The organism is Streptomyces sp. NPDC050508 (genome assembly GCF_040655155.1).
Lineage (GTDB): Bacteria > Actinomycetota > Actinomycetes > Streptomycetales > Streptomycetaceae > Streptomyces.
Genome location: NZ_JBFAJJ010000009.1, coordinates 283918 through 300221, shown reverse-complemented (window position 1 = coordinate 300221; position 16304 = coordinate 283918). Strand labels below are relative to the sequence as shown.

At 72.7% G+C, this 16304-nt stretch carries 13 protein-coding genes; 6 read left to right on the top strand and 7 right to left on the bottom strand.

Going from position 1 to position 16304, the window contains the following annotated elements:
* Positions 1-45: 45 nt before the first annotated feature.
* From AB0I69_RS26655 to AB0I69_RS26645, 3 genes are read left to right on the top strand one after another with little or no spacing between them, the layout of a single operon-like run.
* Positions 46-510: a DUF2771 domain-containing protein gene (locus AB0I69_RS26655; RefSeq protein WP_363098194.1), complete on the top strand. Its 465-nt coding sequence runs from the start codon at positions 46-48 to the stop codon at positions 508-510.
* Entirely contained in the window at positions 480-1187 is a 708-nt protein-coding gene (locus AB0I69_RS26650; RefSeq protein WP_363098310.1) for a futalosine hydrolase, read from the top strand. Before AB0I69_RS26655 ends, AB0I69_RS26650 begins: the two co-directional genes overlap by 31 nt.
* The gene (locus AB0I69_RS26645; protein WP_363098193.1) at positions 1171-2034 is read left to right on the top strand and encodes a 1,4-dihydroxy-6-naphthoate synthase; all 864 of its coding nucleotides are present in this window, start codon (positions 1171-1173) and stop codon (positions 2032-2034) included. Before AB0I69_RS26650 ends, AB0I69_RS26645 begins: the two co-directional genes overlap by 17 nt.
* Before the next feature lie 49 nt (positions 2035-2083).
* Here the strand turns inward: AB0I69_RS26645 and AB0I69_RS26640 are convergent, their stop codons facing one another.
* The gene (locus AB0I69_RS26640) at positions 2084-2467 is read right to left on the bottom strand and encodes a cold-shock protein (RefSeq protein WP_019057239.1); all 384 of its coding nucleotides are present in this window, start codon (positions 2465-2467) and stop codon (positions 2084-2086) included.
* 151 nt (positions 2468-2618) lie between these two features.
* On the opposite strand from AB0I69_RS26640, the gene AB0I69_RS26635 reads away from it, so the two are divergent.
* Positions 2619-2867: a hypothetical protein gene (locus tag AB0I69_RS26635; RefSeq protein ID WP_327403192.1), complete on the top strand. Its 249-nt coding sequence runs from the start codon at positions 2619-2621 to the stop codon at positions 2865-2867.
* On the opposite strand, the gene AB0I69_RS26630 is transcribed toward AB0I69_RS26635, so the two are convergent.
* Both AB0I69_RS26630 and AB0I69_RS26625 read right to left on the bottom strand, forming a co-directional pair.
* The gene (locus AB0I69_RS26630) at positions 2846-3478 is read right to left on the bottom strand and encodes a haloacid dehalogenase-like hydrolase (protein ID WP_363098192.1); all 633 of its coding nucleotides are present in this window, start codon (positions 3476-3478) and stop codon (positions 2846-2848) included. The two genes, AB0I69_RS26635 and AB0I69_RS26630, sit on opposite strands and share 22 nt — an antisense overlap.
* Before the next feature lie 61 nt (positions 3479-3539).
* Positions 3540-4532, bottom strand: coding sequence for a hypothetical protein (locus tag AB0I69_RS26625; RefSeq protein WP_363098191.1), 993 nt, complete (start codon positions 4530-4532; stop codon positions 3540-3542).
* A gap of 353 nt (positions 4533-4885) precedes the next feature.
* Here AB0I69_RS26625 and AB0I69_RS26620 point away from each other — a divergent pair, with 353 nt between their 5' ends.
* Together AB0I69_RS26620 and AB0I69_RS26615 are read left to right on the top strand one after the other, a co-directional pair.
* Positions 4886-7471 (top strand): helicase-associated domain-containing protein, encoded by a 2586-nt coding sequence (locus tag AB0I69_RS26620; protein WP_363098190.1) that lies wholly within the window; start codon positions 4886-4888, stop codon positions 7469-7471.
* A 134-nt stretch (positions 7472-7605) separates the two neighbouring features.
* Positions 7606-8508, top strand: coding sequence for a UTP--glucose-1-phosphate uridylyltransferase (locus AB0I69_RS26615; protein WP_363098189.1), 903 nt, complete (start codon positions 7606-7608; stop codon positions 8506-8508).
* Here the strand turns inward: AB0I69_RS26615 and AB0I69_RS26610 are convergent.
* The 4 genes from AB0I69_RS26610 to fsxC all read right to left on the bottom strand — a co-directional run bounded on the left by AB0I69_RS26610 (position 8498) and on the right by fsxC (position 16275).
* Entirely contained in the window at positions 8498-9568 is a 1071-nt protein-coding gene (locus AB0I69_RS26610; RefSeq protein ID WP_363098188.1) for an HEXXH motif-containing putative peptide modification protein, read from the bottom strand. The genes AB0I69_RS26615 and AB0I69_RS26610 overlap by 11 nt on opposite strands.
* Positions 9569-9629: 61 nt before the next feature.
* Positions 9630-10841: an FxsB family cyclophane-forming radical SAM/SPASM peptide maturase gene (locus AB0I69_RS26605; RefSeq protein ID WP_363098187.1), complete on the bottom strand. Its 1212-nt coding sequence runs from the start codon at positions 10839-10841 to the stop codon at positions 9630-9632.
* Between the two features lie 150 nt (positions 10842-10991).
* The gene (gene fxsT, locus AB0I69_RS26600; protein ID WP_363098186.1) at positions 10992-14963 is read right to left on the bottom strand and encodes an FxSxx-COOH system tetratricopeptide repeat protein; all 3972 of its coding nucleotides are present in this window, start codon (positions 14961-14963) and stop codon (positions 10992-10994) included.
* The gene (fsxC, locus tag AB0I69_RS26595; protein ID WP_363098185.1) at positions 14947-16275 is read right to left on the bottom strand and encodes an FxsC protein; all 1329 of its coding nucleotides are present in this window, start codon (positions 16273-16275) and stop codon (positions 14947-14949) included. The genes fxsT and fsxC overlap by 17 nt, the downstream gene beginning before the upstream one ends.
* Positions 16276-16304 lie beyond the last annotated feature (29 nt).

The window sequence follows — 16304 nt, the reverse complement described above, 5'->3', positions numbered from 1 at the left end:
CCCCACGTGGGGGGAGTACTGGACGGGCCCGATAACCTTCGCCCCATGACCATGCAATCCGCTGTGCGACGCCGCCGCGCCGTCGCCGCCGCCGGCGCCGTTTCCGCCGGACTGCTCGTCCTGTCGGCGTGCGACAAGCCGACGCCGGTCTCGACGATCACCGTCGGGAGGAACTCGGTCCACACCGAGGCCACCTGCTACAACGACGGCGACGCGGTGAAGACCGCGGAGCTGACGAAGTGCCTGAAGGCCTCCACGTCGATCTCGGTCGACCCGGACGCGACCGTGCGCTTCGGTGTCGACCCGAAGATCGCCGACAACGGCTGGACGATCCTGATGAACGGTCAGCCGCTGACCGACTCCAGCAAGAAGACCTACCGCACGATCCCCGGCAGCGTGTTCTTCAACACCCAGTACGGCGCGACCGGCAACTCGACCGTCGTCTCCATCAAGGAGGGCGACAAGACGGTCAAGGGCATCTGGTCCTTCAAGTTCAAGAAGGGCTCCTGACCACGTCTCCCGCCCCGTCCTCCGTACGGATTCTCGTCGCCACCGCCGTCCCCGCCGAACGGGACGCGGTGGCACGGGCGTTCACGAATGACAGCTGGGTCGATGTCATCGCCGCCGGGGTGGGCCCGGCCGCTGCCGCCGCCGCTACGGCCACCGCCCTCGCCAACGCCTCGTACGCCCTCGTCGTCTCCGCCGGGATCGCCGGTGGTTTCCAGCCCGAGGCGCCCGTCGGTTCGCTCGTGATCGCCGACGAGATCACCGTCGCCGACCTGGGCGCGGAAACACCGGACGGCTTCCTCCCGGTCACCGAGCTCGGCTTCGGCACCGTCACCCACCGTCCGCCGAGTGCACTCGTACGAGACCTCGCAGCCGCGACCGGCGCCCGCACCGGAGCCGTACTCACCGTCTCCACGGTGACCGGAACGGCCGCCCGCGCCACGGAACTCCGCGCCCGCCACCCGCGGGCCCTCGCCGAGGCGATGGAAGGCTTCGGCGTGGCCGAGGCAGCCGCCGCCCACGGCATCCCCGTCCTGGAGCTGCGCGCGGTCTCCAACCCCGTCGGCCCGCGCGACCGCACCGCCTGGCGCATCGGCGACGCGCTCGCGGCCCTGACGGAGGGATTCGGGAAGTGCGCACCCGTACTGGAGAGTTGGAACAGGCATGACCGCATCGACTGAATCCACCGAGCCTCTGCAGATCGCCTACTCCCCCTGCCCGAACGACACCTTCGTCTTCGACGCCTGGGCGCACGGCCGGGTGCCGGGTGCGCCCGCGCTCGACGTGACCTTCGCGGACATCGACATCACCAACGGCATGGCCGAGCGCGGTGAGTTGGATGTGCTGAAGGTGTCGTACGCCGTGCTGCCGTACGTCCTCGACGAGTACGCGCTGCTGCCGTGCGGGGGTGCGCTGGGCCGGGGTTGCGGGCCGCTCGTCCTCACCCGGGACGCGGACGTGGACCTCACCGGCCGTACGGTCGCCGTGCCGAGCGAGCGGTCGACGGCGTACCTGCTGTTCCGGCTGTGGGCGGCGGACACGGTCCCGGGCGGCGTCGGCGAGATCGTCGTCATGCCGTTCCACGAGATCATGCCGGCCGTGCGGGACGGGAAGGTCGACGCCGGGCTCGTCATCCACGAGGCGCGCTTCACGTACCAGAACTACGGCCTGCACAAGCTCGCGGACATGGGCGAGCACTGGGAGGCCACGACCGGGCTGCCGATCCCGCTGGGCGCGATCATCGCCAAACGGTCATTGGGCGCCGAGCGGTTGAACCTGCTCGCCGACACCATCCGCACGTCCGTCCGCGCCGCCTGGGCCGACCCCGAGGCCTCCCGCCCGTACGTCATGGAACACGCCCAGGAGATGGACCCGTCCGTCGCCGACCAGCACATCGGCCTGTACGTCAACGAGTTCACGGCGGACCTGGGCGAGGACGGGTACGCGGCGATCCGGGGTCTGCTCACCCGTGCGGCGGCCGAGGGGCTGGTGCCGCCCCTCGGCCCGAGCGCACTCGAATTTCCCTAGGTCCTGCTGAGCTTCCGGGTCCTCAAGATCCCCTGGATCTCCCGGACTTCTACACGTCCAACTGGTCGGCGACCGCCCGCAGCAGCCCCGCGATCTTCGCGCCCGCGGGCTTGTCGGGATAGCGGCCGCGTTCCAGCATGGGCGTGATGTTTTCGAGGAGCGTCGTCAAGTCCTGGACGATGGAGGCCAGTTCGTCAGGCTTCTTGCGCTGGGCCGCCGCGACCGACGGGGTCGGGTCGAGCAGGGTCACCGAGAGGGCCTGGTCGCCGCGCTGACCGGCGACAACCCCGAACTCCACGCGCTGTCCGGGCTTCAGGGCATCAACTCCGGCGGGCAGAACCGAGGAATGGACGAAGACGTCACCGCCGTCGTCACGGGAGAGAAAGCCGAAGCCCTTCTCGCTGTTGAACCACTTGACCTTGCCGGTAGGCACGTCTGTCCTCGTCCTCGTACTCGTCGGAAAACTGCTTCGGATAGCAGACCGGCGGGTCGTCGGGACCCGCCGGTACCAAGGCTAATGGTCTTCAGGCCGGTGACAAGACGTCGCCGGGTTGTTCCTTTGCGCAGGGAACTACCCTGGTCCAGTGCGCGACAAAACCCAAACGAATTCCGCCGCCGCCGGTGACCGACTGATCCGTGCCGGTGCCATCGTCTTTTTCATCGGTGCGGTGGCCACACTCGTCACCGTGGTACCGCTGTTGCTCCACACGACGCCTTTTCCGACGTACATGTACCTCTTGAGCATGCTCATGGGCGTCGGATTCCTGCTGGCCGCCGGAGGCGTGCTCCAGTCCGTCGCCGCGGGCCGCCGTCAGGCGCGGGCCGAAAGGTAGTCCGAAAGCCATCGCGGGAACTCGGTGAGATCGCCGAGCACGATGTCCGCGCCGGCCGCGCGCAGTTCGTCCGCGTCGCACGGGCCGGTCGCCACCGCGACCGACAGGGCTTCGGCGGTGCGGGCGCCGCGTACGTCTCCGACGTGGTCGCCGACGTAGACGCTCGCGCCCTCCTCGCGCAGCGCCTCCGCCTTCTGCTCGGCCCACAGGTTGCCGATCACGGCGTCGGCGTCGATGCCGAGGTGCGCGAGGTGCAGCTTCGCGTTGGGCTCGTACTTCGCGGTGACGACGATCGCCCGCCCACCGGCCGCCCGTACGGCCGCGATCGCCTCGGGGGCGCCGGGCATCGCGGGGGTCGCGGCGATGGCGATCGACGGGTACATCTCGCGGTAGAGGTCGGACACGGCGGGCACCTCGTCCGCCGGGAACCAGTTGATCAACTCGTCCGCGAGCGGCGGCCCGAGCCGGGTGACCGCCAGATCGGCGTCGATGTACGTCCCCGTGCGCTCCGCCAGCGCCAGGTAGCAGGCGTGGATCCCGGGCCGGGAGTCGATGAGGGTCATGTCGAGGTCGAAGCCGACGGTCGGGGCGGGCGCAGAGTGCGAGGTCATATAGGCCATTGTGCCCAGCGGCCACGACAATCCCACCGGCGCTCCCCTTCGCCCTACCGCTCTACCTCTGCCGCTGCGACCGCCACACCAGGTACAGCGCCGACGCCACGGCCGCGCCCCGCACGACCCACGGCCAGGTCTCGGAGAGGGCGTCGTTCATGTGGCCCTGGGCGATGGGGGTGCCCCAGCGGCCGGTGTTCCTGCCCCACAGCCAGCCGATGCCGGCCACGACGGCCGCGGTCGGCAGGCCGATCACCGCCCATTTCGTCTCGGCGTCGGTCAGCCGCCGGGAGCCGTACGCGATGAGCCAGCCGAGGAGCAGCGCGAACCAGTTGCCGAGGACGGCGCCCCCGACGAGCAGCGCGGCGGCGATCAGCAGCAGGGGGTTGGACCAGCGTCCGGCGGGGAGGCGGGGGACCACGCGGCGTCGGCGGGCGGGGGCTTTCGGTGCCTCGGGGACGGCCACCGGGGCCTGTTCGACCACCGGTGCGGCCACCGGCTCCGGCTCCTTCGGGGGCGGGGGCTTGAGGAGTTCGGGGATCTCGACGCCGCCCGTGAACCCGGGCACGCTGTCGCCGAGCGCGAACCCGTTGCCGTTCTCCGCCCGCCACCAGTCGGGCTGCATGACGCTCGCGCCGAGGTCGGACGCGCTCGCGAGGTGCGGTGAGGAGGCGGAGTTGTCGGGCGGGGACGCCGGTTCGGGTGCGGCTTTGGTGAGGCGGGTACGCGGCAGCGGTACGACCCGGCGCAGGCCCTTCGGCCGTACGTCGTCCTCGTGGTCCCGCTGTACGGGCACGGAGGCGGGCGGTGCCTGGGGGATGCCGGCGCCGGTGCCGGCCGCGGCGACGACCTCGTCCGGGCTGCCGAGCCCTTTGAGGATGCGCTGGACGGCGGCGGGAGTGTCGGCGGTGGCCCCGGCACGGCGGCGGTCGATCTCGTTGCGCAGCTCGGACACGAGCCGCATCCGCGTGACCGAGGACAGCTGGCGCCGGTGCGCGACGTCGCCGACGCGGCTCAGATACTCGTAGACGACCTGGTCGCTCTCGATACCCACGAAGTCCCCTCCGGGGCGGGTGCGTTGGATACCCCTTGGTGACAGACGTTACCGCTAGGGCCTGTCCGGCGGATCAGGTCGCAGGAAAGTGACGGTGCCTGATCAGCGCCGGTGAGCGGGGCGTGGTGCGTGCAGCTGCAAGGCGGAGGAGGGAGGCGGAGCGGAGCGGAGCGTCGCCGACCGATGACAACGCGGCTGGGGGTCCCCCCACGCCTTTAAGGCAGTGGGGGAGTGCGTGCCACGCCCCGCGTCTGCGACAGGATCCGCCGGACAGGTCCTAGAGGGCCGGGTGCCGGGAACCTCACGTCGTGCGCGCTCCCCCGCGGTCACACCCACCCGCTACCGTGGGTCGGATGAGCATCCCGGCCACGCCGCCCCGTTCGCTCGCGGAGGCACTCCGAACCAGGGACGACGCCTCCCTGGCCGCGCTGCTGCGCAGCCGCCCCGACCTGATCACGCCCGTGCCCACCGACCTCACCCAGCTCGCGACCAGGGCCGGGACGCGTGCGTCGGTCGTCCGGGCGCTGGAGCGCCTGGACCGTTTCGCGCTGCAGACGGCGGAGGCGCTGGCCGTGGCGGCGGACCCGGCGCCGTACGACGAGTTGCTCGGGCTGATGGCGGGCGACGCGCGTGATCCGGCCGTGGTGAACGCCTTGCCGCGCGCCCTCGCGACCCTGCGCGAGCAGGCGTTGGTGTGGGGTGCGGACGACCGGCTGCGGCTGGTGCGTACGGCGCGTGAGCTGCTGGCGCCGGCGCCGCAGCATCCGTCGCCGACCGGGCTCGGTCCCACGGTCGCGGAGGCGACGGCGGGCATGTCGCCGGGCCGTATCCAGGAGATCGTGACGGCGGCGGGCCTGCCCTCCACGCACGACTCGGTGTCCGCGGTGGCGTCACTGACCAAGCTGTTCACGACCCGGAGGCGGATGAAGGCGCTGCTCGCCGGTGCCCCCGAGGAGTCCCTCGACGTGCTGACCCGGCTGGTCTGGGGGCCGCCGTACGGCCAGGTGACCGCCGACCCGGCGGCCCGGCTGCGCTGGCTCCTGGACCGGGGTCTGCTGCTGCCCACCGCGCCCGGCACGGTCGTACTGCCACGTGAAGTGGCCCTGCACCTGCGGGCCGGGCGGGCGCACCGCGCGACGGAGCCGCTGGCGCCGGCCGTGGAGGCGAAGGCGACCCACCGTCCACAGGTGGTGGACACGACGGCGGCCGGGCAGGCGTACACGGCGCTGTCGACGGTCGAGGAGCTGCTGAAGGACTGGGACGAGGGCGGGCCGACGGTGATGCGGGCGGGCGGCCTCAGCGTCCGTGACCTGAAGCGGACCGCCGTCGCCCTGGACCTGGCGGAGCCCGTCGCCGCGTTCTGGGTCGAACTCGCCTACGCGGCAGGCCTGTTGGCCTCCGACGGCGAGGCCGACGAACGGTATGCGGCGACCCCGGCCTACGACGAGTGGCTGGAACAGCCCGCCGCGCAGCGCTGGGCACGGCTCGCGGAGACCTGGCTGACGGCGACCCGGACGTCGGGGCTGGTGGGCGGGCGGGACGCGAAGGAGCGGACGTTGTCGGCGCTGGGTCCGGGGCTGGACCGCTCGGCGGCTCCGGAGGTTCGGCATCGGGTGCTGGGCTTGCTCGCCGGGCTTCCTGAGGGCGCCTCGCCGTCCGCCGAGTCGGTGCTGGCCCGGTTGCGGTGGGAGCGGCCGGTGCGAGGTGCGGGGGGTGCGCAAAGAAGTGCAGAAAGAAGTGCGGAGAGTGCTCAGGGGGACGACGACCTGCGTAGTCGGCTTGCCCGGTGGACGCTGAGCGAGGCGGAGATGCTGGGGGTGACGGGGCGGGGGGCCCTGTCGGCGCAGGGGCGGGCGTTGCTGGGGCCTCGGGGTGCGGCAGCTGCCCACGCCGATGCCTCGGACTCCTCCGGGCCCGGCGACAAGCTCCCCGTCCACCACCGCCCGCCCACTCCCCCCGAGCCTCTCGCCCCCGCCGAACAGGCCGTGGCGAGTGCCGCCGCCGCCCGGCTGCTCGCCCCGCTCCTGCCCGAGCCCTTGGACCACGTCCTGCTCCAGGCGGACCTGACGGCGGTGGCCCCCGGCCCGCTGGAACGGCCGTTGGCGGACACCCTGGACGTGCTCGCGGACGTGGAATCGAAGGGCGGTGCCACGGTGTACCGGTTCACGCCCGGCTCGGTGCGCCGCGCGCTGGACGCCGGCCGCTCGGCCTCCGACCTGCACGACTTCCTCACCGCGCACTCCCGTACGCCCGTCCCGCAGCCCCTCGCCTACCTGATCGACGACGTGGCCCGCAGACACGGTCATCTGCGGATCGGCGCGGCCTCGGCCTACGTGCGCTGCGACGACGACGCGGTGCTCAGCGAGATCCTGGCGGACAAACGGTCCGCGGGCCTGCGCCTGCGCCGCCTGGCGCCGACCGTGCTGGCGGCCCAGGCCGACCCCGCCGCGCTCCTCGACGGCCTGCGTGCGATGGGCTTCGCCCCGGCCGCCGAGTCCGCGGCGGGCGACGTCGTCATCACCCGGGCCCACGCCCACCGCACCCCGCCGCGCACCGCCCCCGACCCGGTACCGGACGGCCCGCCGACCCCGGACACGACCCTCCTGTCGGCCGCGGTCCGCGCGATCAGGGCGGGCGACCGCGCCTCCACCACCCCCCTCAAACCGACCACCGCCCCGTCACCGACCGGCGAACTCCCCCGCACCGGCTCCGCCGAGACCCTCGCCACCATGCAGGCCGCCGTCCTCACCGGCGGCACCCTCTGGATCGGCTACGTCAACGCCGAGGGCTCCGCCAGCCAGCGCGTCATCGCGCCCATCCGGGTGGAGGGCGGCTTCGTGACGGCGTACGACCACACGGCGGACGAGGTGCGGACGTATCCGCTGCACCGGGTGACGGGGGTGGCGGAGTTGGCGGAGGTGGAGGTGGAGGAGGCGTGAGCGGGCGACGTTTTCCGAACCGGACCGGGTCACACCTGACCGGACCGCACCTCACCGGGCCGAACCTGACCGGGCCGGACTTAGCCGGGCCGGTACCGGTACCGGCTCTTCGATGATTCGATGAAAGGGGCCACATGGCCACGACGATCCGCCGCGCAGTCATCCCCGCCGCCGGGCTGGGATCCCGTCTGCTGCCGCTGACCAAAGCGATCCCGAAGGAGATGCTGCCGGTCGGGGACAAGCCCGTCGTCGAGCACACCGTCCGGGAGCTGGTGGCGTCCGGCATCACCGACATCACCATCGTCGTGTCCGGCGGCAAGGGCCTGATCCAGGAGCACTTCCGGCCGAACCCCACCCTGGTCGCCCAGCTGCGGGCCGACGGCAAGACCGCCTACGCGGACGCCGTGGAGGAGGTCGGCGAGCTGTCCCGGCGCGGCCACATCACCTACCTCGACCAGCACGGCCCGTACGGCAACGGCACCCCCGTCCTGAACGCCGCCCGCAACATCGGCGACGAGCCGATCCTGGTGCTGTGGCCGGACGACGTGTTCGTCGCGGACGTGCCCCGCGCCCAGCAGCTGATCCGGGCGTACGAGGCGACCAGCTGCCCGGTGCTCGCCCTGCTGCCGATGGACCCGGCCGACTCGCAGCGCTACGGCGTCCCCCGCGTCAAGGAGGACCTCGGCGACGGTCTGCTCCGCATCACCGGCCTGGTCGAGAAGCCGGAGCCGCAGGACGCGCCCTCCGCGTACGCGGCGATCGGCGGCTATGTCATCACCCCCGGCATCATCGACGAACTGCGCGCGCAGACCGAGCGCTGGTACCAGCACCGCACCGGCGAGATCTACCTCACCGACGCCATCAACGCCTACGCCGGCAGCAAGGCCGTGTACGGCCAGGTGATCCAGGGCCGCTGGTACGACACCGGCAACCCGCTGGCCTACCTGACCGCCCAGTTCGCCGCGGCCCTCGCGGACCCGGAGTACGGCCCGCACCTGCGCCGGCTGGCGGAGCTGGACCTGCCGCCTAGCGGGTGACACCGCCCGGCCGCTGGAGCGTGCGCAGGGCGCGGCGCATCTCCTCGGTGAAGCGGAGGCCGGCCGGGAGGAGTTCGCCGCTGCCGAGGAGCGTGTCCACGGCGCCGCGGGTGTGTCCGAACCACGTGGTGTGTTCCCGCTCGGCCAGGTGATGCGGCGCCGCGGTGGCCGCTTCGGTGTACCAGAAGTCGCAGACGCCCAGGTGGGCGTAGGTGCCCTGGAGGAGCGCGTCCAGTGGGCGCGGGTCGGGGCGCCAGGGGGCGTGGTAGCGGGTCGGTGACGCCGGAGCGTGCAGCGGGACCAGGTCGAGCAGGGCGCCCAGTTGGACGTGCAGGAACTCGTGGACCAGGGTCAGTGCGAGGAGCACCGGATCGCCGGGCGGGGAGAGCGCGACCGCGCCGTAGGCCCGGCGGGCCGCGGAACTCACCGCCGTACCGCCGGGCGCGGGGCGCAGGGGCACCAGGGTGGACAGACAGGCGGCGACGGCCCCGGCGTGCCAGGGGTGACGGCGGACCAGGACCTGCCAGGCGCCGTCCAGCGCACGCTGCCAGTCGCGGACCTCGTCGGCGCTCTGCGCACCGGCCGGCGGGTGGCCGTGGACGGCACGGAAGGGACCGCGGTCGGCCAGCCGCACGCTCAGCACGGCGCCGTCGCACTCGGTGGACAGCAGGTGCGGTCCGGACAGCGCGGCCGGTCCGCCGTGGACCAGCTCGCCGAACCAGGAGAGATCGGGGCGCTCCCCGCGGGCGCACTCGGCCAGGGCACCGGCCAGGCCCTCGTCTAGGTAGGGGTGGAGCATTGTCCGCTGCCAGCGGGGTGGGTCTTCCTGGTGCATGCGGGACAGCAGCCGGTAGGGCTCCTCGAAGCCGGTGCCGGCAGGCAGCGACCGGCGTACGGCCACGGTCAGCAGCATGCGTTTGCCGAGCTGGCCGCGCCGTAGCGCCGCCACCGCCGCGGGGCCGCCGCGGGCGCGGGCGACGGCGTCGAACAGCTCCGGGTCGAAGCCGTGCCGGGTGAGGGCGTCGAGGGCGGAGGGTGCGTCAGGAGGGGGGACCGACACTGAGAACTTGCTCCTCTCGGGCAGGGCGGGGCGGGCGTGCGGCGCCGCCGTCACGCCGCTGTCAGCTCGGGACCGGCCCCGCCACCGCGCTCATCGCCGCATTGACGTCCCGGCGCAGCCGGCCGGCGATGTGGTCGACGAGGACGGCGAGGTCCGGGCAGTAGACGGACGGGGCGGCGAAGGGGGTCGGGGTGGTCCCGGGATGGTAGCGGTGGGCGTACAGACCGCCGCCGCAGACCGCCGAGCGGGGACAGGTCCCGCAGACGGGGGCGAGTCCGGCCCGCCCGCGCTGACGGGCCCGGAAGGCCTCGTGGCGGGCGGCGTCGGTGAAGGTGTGGCGGAAGACGTCCAACCCGGTGGCCGGGGCCCCGTCGTAGGCGACCTTGAGTGAGTCGGCCTGCTCGATCGTGCCGTCGGTCTCGACCACCACGAGGTCCAGCGGGGCCAGTCCGACGGCCTCGCTGTGGGCGCTGCCGCCGAGCAGCAGGGCCGCGATCTCCTCGAAGAGCCGGATCCCGGTCTCCCGGCGCGGGGCGCCGTACCAGCGGTCGAACACCGTGCACAGCCAGCGCGCGTACGGCACCGGTTCCCCGGGGTCGGCTCCGGGTGCTGTTCGGGGCGGGGCGGTGCGGCCGGGCAGTCCGGGCGGCGGGGTGTGCCAGGTGGCGTGCGGCAGGAGCAGGTCCAGGCGGGGCGGGGCGAACTCCAGCAGGGCCTCGTAGGTCTCCACCGGGTCGGCGGTGAGGTCGATCGTGCACAACAGCCCTGCGTACAGGGCGCGGTGGGGGCCCTCGGAGAGGAGCCGCAGCGCCCGGGCGACACCGGCATGGCTGCCGCGCCCGTCGGGACGCCGACGGTGCCGGTCGTGGCCGGCTTCGGTGCCGTCGAGGCTGACCCCGACCCGTACGCCGTGGCGGGCCAGGACCGGGAGCAGGGCAGGGTCCTCGGCGAGCCTGAGTCCGTTGGTCTGGAGCGTGACGTGCAGGGCCGCCACCCCGTCCAGGGCGTCGGCGAGCGTGCGCAGTACGGCGTCCAGTCGTACGGCGCCCACGAGCAGCGGCTCGCCGCCGTGCAGGACGACGTGGACCTCGCTCAGGCCGTGCGTGCGGGCGTGCTCGGCGATGTGCGCCGCCACGCGGAGCACGGTGCCGGGGGCCATGGCCCGGGGGCGGTCGCGCCAGCTCTGGTCGGCGGACTCGTAGACGTAGCAGTAGTCGCACGCAAGGTTGCAGCGGCTGTGGATCTTCAGCAGGAACTGCCGGAAGGCAACCATGGGCCAGCCTCGCTGGATCGCACCAGTGCCGAAACCGCTCCCGCCGACGGCCGGGCGACACGGGAAGAGGTGGCTTGGCGGATGGCGGCATCCTACAGCCCGTCAGTTCCCTTGCACGCCGGGTCGCGAGCGCCGCCGCGGCCGGCCGCCTCAGGTGGTCGGCGGCTCGATGTCGGAGTCCAGCCGCACCCCGCGGGTGATCGCCAGCGTGGTCGGATGGTCCGCCCCCAGGGTGCGTCTGGCCCGCTCCAGGGCGACCGCGCGCTGGTTGTCCGCCTCCTCCGTGCGGTGCAGGGCGCGCAGGGTGAGCGACAGGTTGGAGGTGCTGCCGATGACGTCGTAGTGGTCGGGCCCGAGGGCGGCCAGCAGCCCGTCCCGCGCCCTGGTCTCCAGGTCGGCGGCCTCCTGGACCCGGCCCGCCGACACCAGGTCGCTCGCGTGGTTGAGCATGCAGCAGAAGGTGTACGGGTGGGACGCGCCGAGGACGGTGCTCAGTTGCTCCAGGGTGCGGGTCGAGAGCGCGAGCGCTTCCGCCGTCTCGCCCCGCAGTCTCAGGTACACCGCGATGTTGCTGGCGCAGACCAGGGTGACCGGGTGTTCCTCGTCCAGGTAGTCCTTGTAGCGGCCGAGGGCCCGCTGGGCCAGGTCCAGTGCCTGTTCGGTGTCGCCGAGCGCGGCCAGGTCGCTGGCCAGGTTGCAGGCGGCGGCGAGGGTGTCGTAGTGGTCGGGGCCGTGGGCCTGGAGGTAGCGGTTGTAGATGTCGAGGTCGATCTCGTGGGCCTCGGCGTAGCGGCCGTCCCGGCGCAGTGCGACGGCCAGGTTCTTGCGGGCCCGCAGGGTGTCGCTGTGGCCGTCGCCGAGGACCTGCTGGTAGAGCCGGGTGGTCGTCTCCAGCAGGCGCAGCGCCTCGCCCAGCTCTCCGGTCTCGCGGAGGTCGCGGGCGTAGTTGTTGGCCAGGTTCAGGGTGCGCGGCTTCATGCTGCCCTGGTTCTGCCGCTGCCGTTCGTAGGCCGAGCGGTGCAGGTCGAGGGCGGCCATGCGGTCTCCCGCCAGGTACTCGGACATGCCCAGGTTGTTGGTGTACATCAGGGTCCGCTGGTGGTCCTCGCCGAACTCCCTCAGCGCCACCTCGCAGGTGTTCCGGTCCAGTTCGCGGGCCTCCTGGTAGCGGCCGAGGGCGCGCAGGTCGGCGCCGACGTTGCCGGCCGCGGCGAGGGTGGCGGGGTATTCGGCCCCCCTGGTCGCGGTGAACCGCTCCAGCACCTCGGAGTCCAGCTCGTACGCCAGCACGAGCTGGCCCTGGGAGCGCAGTACGTTGCCCAGCTGGGTGCGCAGCAGCAAGGTGTGCACGTCGTCGCCTTCGCCGCCCGGGAAACCGGGCCGTGACCAGCGCTCCAGGGTGCGTACGGCGAGGTCGTGGGCCGTGCCGTAGAGGCTGCGCTTCCACAGGTAGCGCACCGAGTCGATGATCAGCTTGCGGACCTCGGGGTTGGGGTCGGCGGCGGCGCGCGAGGGTTCCAGGTGGGGCAGGAGTTCGTCGTACTCGCCCCAGTCGGCGGTGGCTTCGGGGTTGCCGGGGTTGGCGTCCGCCAGGGCGGCGTGCACGACTCCGCGCAGTTCCCGCCAGCGCTCCGCGCCGACGCCGTCCCGGATGACCGCCTGGACGAGCCGGTGCACGGTCAGGGTCTCGCTGCCCTGGTCGCTGCGGGCCAGCCCGAACCGGTTGAGGGCGCGCAGCAGTTGGGCGACGGCCATCTCGTCGCGGGGCTCGTGTTCGTCCATGGTGAGGGCGTGGGTGACGGCACGGCTGTAGAGCAGCCGCATGGGGATCGGGTCGGGGCCGAAGAAGGAGCAGATCTCCAGCATCTCGGCGGCGGCCTGGTTCCGCTCGCGCAGCTCCTCCACCGCGATCTGCCAGGTGCGGGCAGCGGAGTTGGGGTACTCGCGGGGCGGCAGCGGGGTGTGGTCGAGGATGTCCATGGGGCGCTCGCGCAGCCGGGCGAGGTAGATGTCGACCGGCATGCTGCTCTGGCTCAGCCAGACCGCCGCCTGTCCCACCGCGAGCGGCAGGTCGCCGAGTTCCCGGGCGACCTGTTCGGCGTCGTCGTCCGCGAGCTGCGGGCTGAACCTGTGCAGCAGTTCGACGCTCTCCGCCCGGGTGAAGACCTCCACCTCGGCCCGGCCCACGCTGTTGACCCAGGCCCGGTCCCGCGAGGTGATCAGCACATGCCCGCCGGGCGGCCCCTCGGGGAGGAGGCCGTCGAGTTCGGTGGGGCTGCCCGCGTTGTCGTACACCAGGAGCCAGCGCTGGTACGGCCGTCCCCGGCCGAGGGCGCGCAGTACGGCCTCGGCGGTGCTGCCGACGTCCTCGCCCTCCTCCAGGTCGAGGTAGGGGGCGAGGTCGGCGAGGGCGGAGCGGATCAGGCCGGGCTGGGCGGCGTTCATCCACCAGACCACGTCGTAGGCCGACTTGTAGCGGTGTGCGTACTCCAGCGCGGTCTGGGTCTTGCCCATGCCGCCGAGGCCGTAGAGCACCTGGCTCGGTACGGCGGCCGAGGGACCGGCGGTGAAGTGGTCGCGCAGGCGCTCCAGCAGCGGACCGCGGCCGGTGAAGCCGAGGTTGCGGGAGGGCAGGCGCTGGGCCACCGGGATCGAGCCGGGGAAGATGGGCAGGGCCGTGCCGAGGGCGGGGGTGGAGCCGTCCTGGGGACGCCGGTTCGGGGGCGGCCCGAGGACGGCGAGGAGCTGCTCGAAGGCCTCGGCGGGGCCGCAGCGGCTGAGGTCGGCGACCGTGCTCTCCAGGTAGGGTTCCGCGGCCTGCGGGTCGAGGTCCTGGAGGCGGACGGCGAGCAGGCCGGGGCCGCCGGCCGTCTCGTGCCCGGTGAGCTGGAAGCGGACCGTGGCGGCGCGCGGCTGGGCCCCGTACTCCGGCGACAGCAGGGCCAGCACCCGGCCCAGGCCGTTCAGGGTGCCGGCCACCTCGGGTACGACGCCGCTGTCCGGGCCGACGGTGCTGTGCAGCGAGACCTGGTAGCCGACCGAGTCCAGGGCCTCTGCGGCCCACTCGGCCCACATCCGGCCGAGCGGCGCGTAGCTGATGTAGATCTGCGTGGGCAGGGTGCGGGGGACGCGCAGGTAGGCGGTGCGCAGTTCGGCGCGCCGCTCCGCGGGCAGCGGGGCGAGCCGGCGCACCCGGCCCTCCGAGATCCACTCGGTGAGCCGCTCGAACGCGGTGAGCAGCGAGCGCTCCTGGTGCGGCCGGTCGGCGACGGTCGCGGGGATCTCCTCGTAGGCGTAGAACGCCTTGTAGGGGATCTCGATCTCGCCCCAGTAGCGGCTGCGTTCCTCGTCCCCCAGCCACTCCAGGAAGGGGTCGAACTCGGTGCGGCAGTAGTCCCGTCCGGCCTCCAGCCGCTCGGTCTCGGCCTCCTCGACCCGCATGGGGACCGGCAGCACCTTGATGGGGCGGGGCGCGGAGCCTTTTACGGCGGCTGCCGCGTCGACTCCGCCGCGGATGCTCTGGGCGCTCATGGTGAAGCAGTCGACCAGGACGTCGGGCAGGAGGATGGTGCAGATGCCGGAGGTGTCACTGACGCCGGTACGGCTGTCGATCAGGACGTAGTCGTAGGCGGCGATCAGTTCCTCGCGCAGGGCCTGCAGGAAGTGCCCGCCGCCGTGCCGGTCGTAGAAGCTGTGCCAGTTGAAGCTGGTGACGGCGGCGGAGTAGGCGGCCGACTGGCGCCCGGCGGGCAGGAAGTCCAGCCGGCCGCCGGAGGGGAGCTCCAGCAGCAGGCCGATGGTGTACGGGGCCGGGTCCGCGGCGGCCCGCAGCCAGTCGTCGGCCTCGGCGGTGGCGGGCGCCTGGGGGCTGAGCACGGTGCGCACGTAGCGCTGCACCATGTTGATCAGGCCGTTGGACGAGCGCAGTTCGGGATCGACCAGCAGCGGGTGCAGATAGCGGTGCAGGCCGGGGGCCTCCAGGTCCCAGTCGACCAGGAGCACCCGGTTGCCACCGCTGGCGAGGATCCAGCCGACGTTGGCCAGCGCCATGGTGCGTCCGGTGCCGCCCTTGTACGAGTAGAACGTGACGATCTTGCCCGGTGCGTCAGTCGTACTGGTCATCGTCGTTGTGTCCTTGGTCGCGGGTCGCGGGCGGGAGCGCCGAGCGGGAGTCCATGGGCGGGACGTACGGATCGGTCGGGTCGGCCGGGCCCGGGATGGTGAGGCCTCTCAACGGGGGCGGGGGCGGGCCCTCGGGAAGCCGGTAGGGGATGGTGCTCTCCATCTCCATCAGCCGGTTCTGCGCCACCGTCAGCATCACGGCGAGCCGGTCCTCGAACTCGTCGGCGCCCACCCTGACCCGGAACAGCGGGTCGTGCGGATCGTTCCGCCGGCGCCAGTTGCGCCAGAACACCCGGCTCAGGTCGTGCCAGATCGCCTCGTCGCCGGTCTCCTCGTCGGCGTCGTGGCAGGGCACCAGGACGCCGGTGGCTGGGCGGTTCTGGGCGTCGTAGCCGGCGAGTGCGTCCCGGTAGCCCTCGGTGCGGACGGCCCACGGGTCGATCAGCAGGATGCTGGTCTGGTTGTTCTCCATCGTCTCGTCGAGGCGACCGCTGAGTCCGGCGTCGACGACCTCGATGTTGCTGGTGTACCCCTCCTCCACGATCACCTTCTGCGCCCGGTGGGCGACCGTGGGGTGCTTGGGCGGGTGGTACGGCGTCCACTCCCGCGGTGAACGCCCGTAGTACTCCGGCCGGTTCCGTCCCTGCGGCAGCGGGTCGGCGACCCCGGCGGCCAGGAAGACCTGGACATGCCCGTCGCCCGCCGTGGTGGCCCGCTGCGGTTCGGCCACCGGGAACAGGCCGCGCACCTCGCCGAGGTCGAGGCCGGGCCGGAACGGCAGCCGGAACCGGTCCGCGGCGAACCGCACCCGGAAGGCGACCTTCTCGACGATCCTGCGGTACGCCTCTCCCGTGGGGTCGGTGCGCAGGACGTGCATCAGGCCGTGCGTGGAGTACTCCTGGCCCATGCCTGCCTCCTGGTACTGGAAGCGGGCGATCTCCTCCGGCACCGCCGCGCCCATGGGCGCCCACAGCACCGGCACCAGTGCCGGGACGTCGATCTCGGTCTCCCGGCGGTACTCGTGGAGCCGCTCGCGGAACGCCGTCCACTCTTTTCCGCAGTACTCGCTGCTCAGATAGGTCGGTGAGTACAGCGCGACGAAGGCGCGGCAGTGCCCGACCGCCGTGCCCAGCACCCGGGCCCAGTCCGCGCCCAGGCCCAGCCGCTCCACGTCCCGGAACGCGGGCTGGGCCGCCGGGTCGGCACCGATCCGGCGGAGCTCCAGCACGAGATCGTCGTAGAACCGCTTCACGAACTCGTCGCGATCGTCCTTCCGCGCATAGCTGAGGAAGAAATACGGCTCCTGAACCAAGTCGCCCCCCGATGCCGCCCTGGCCGACC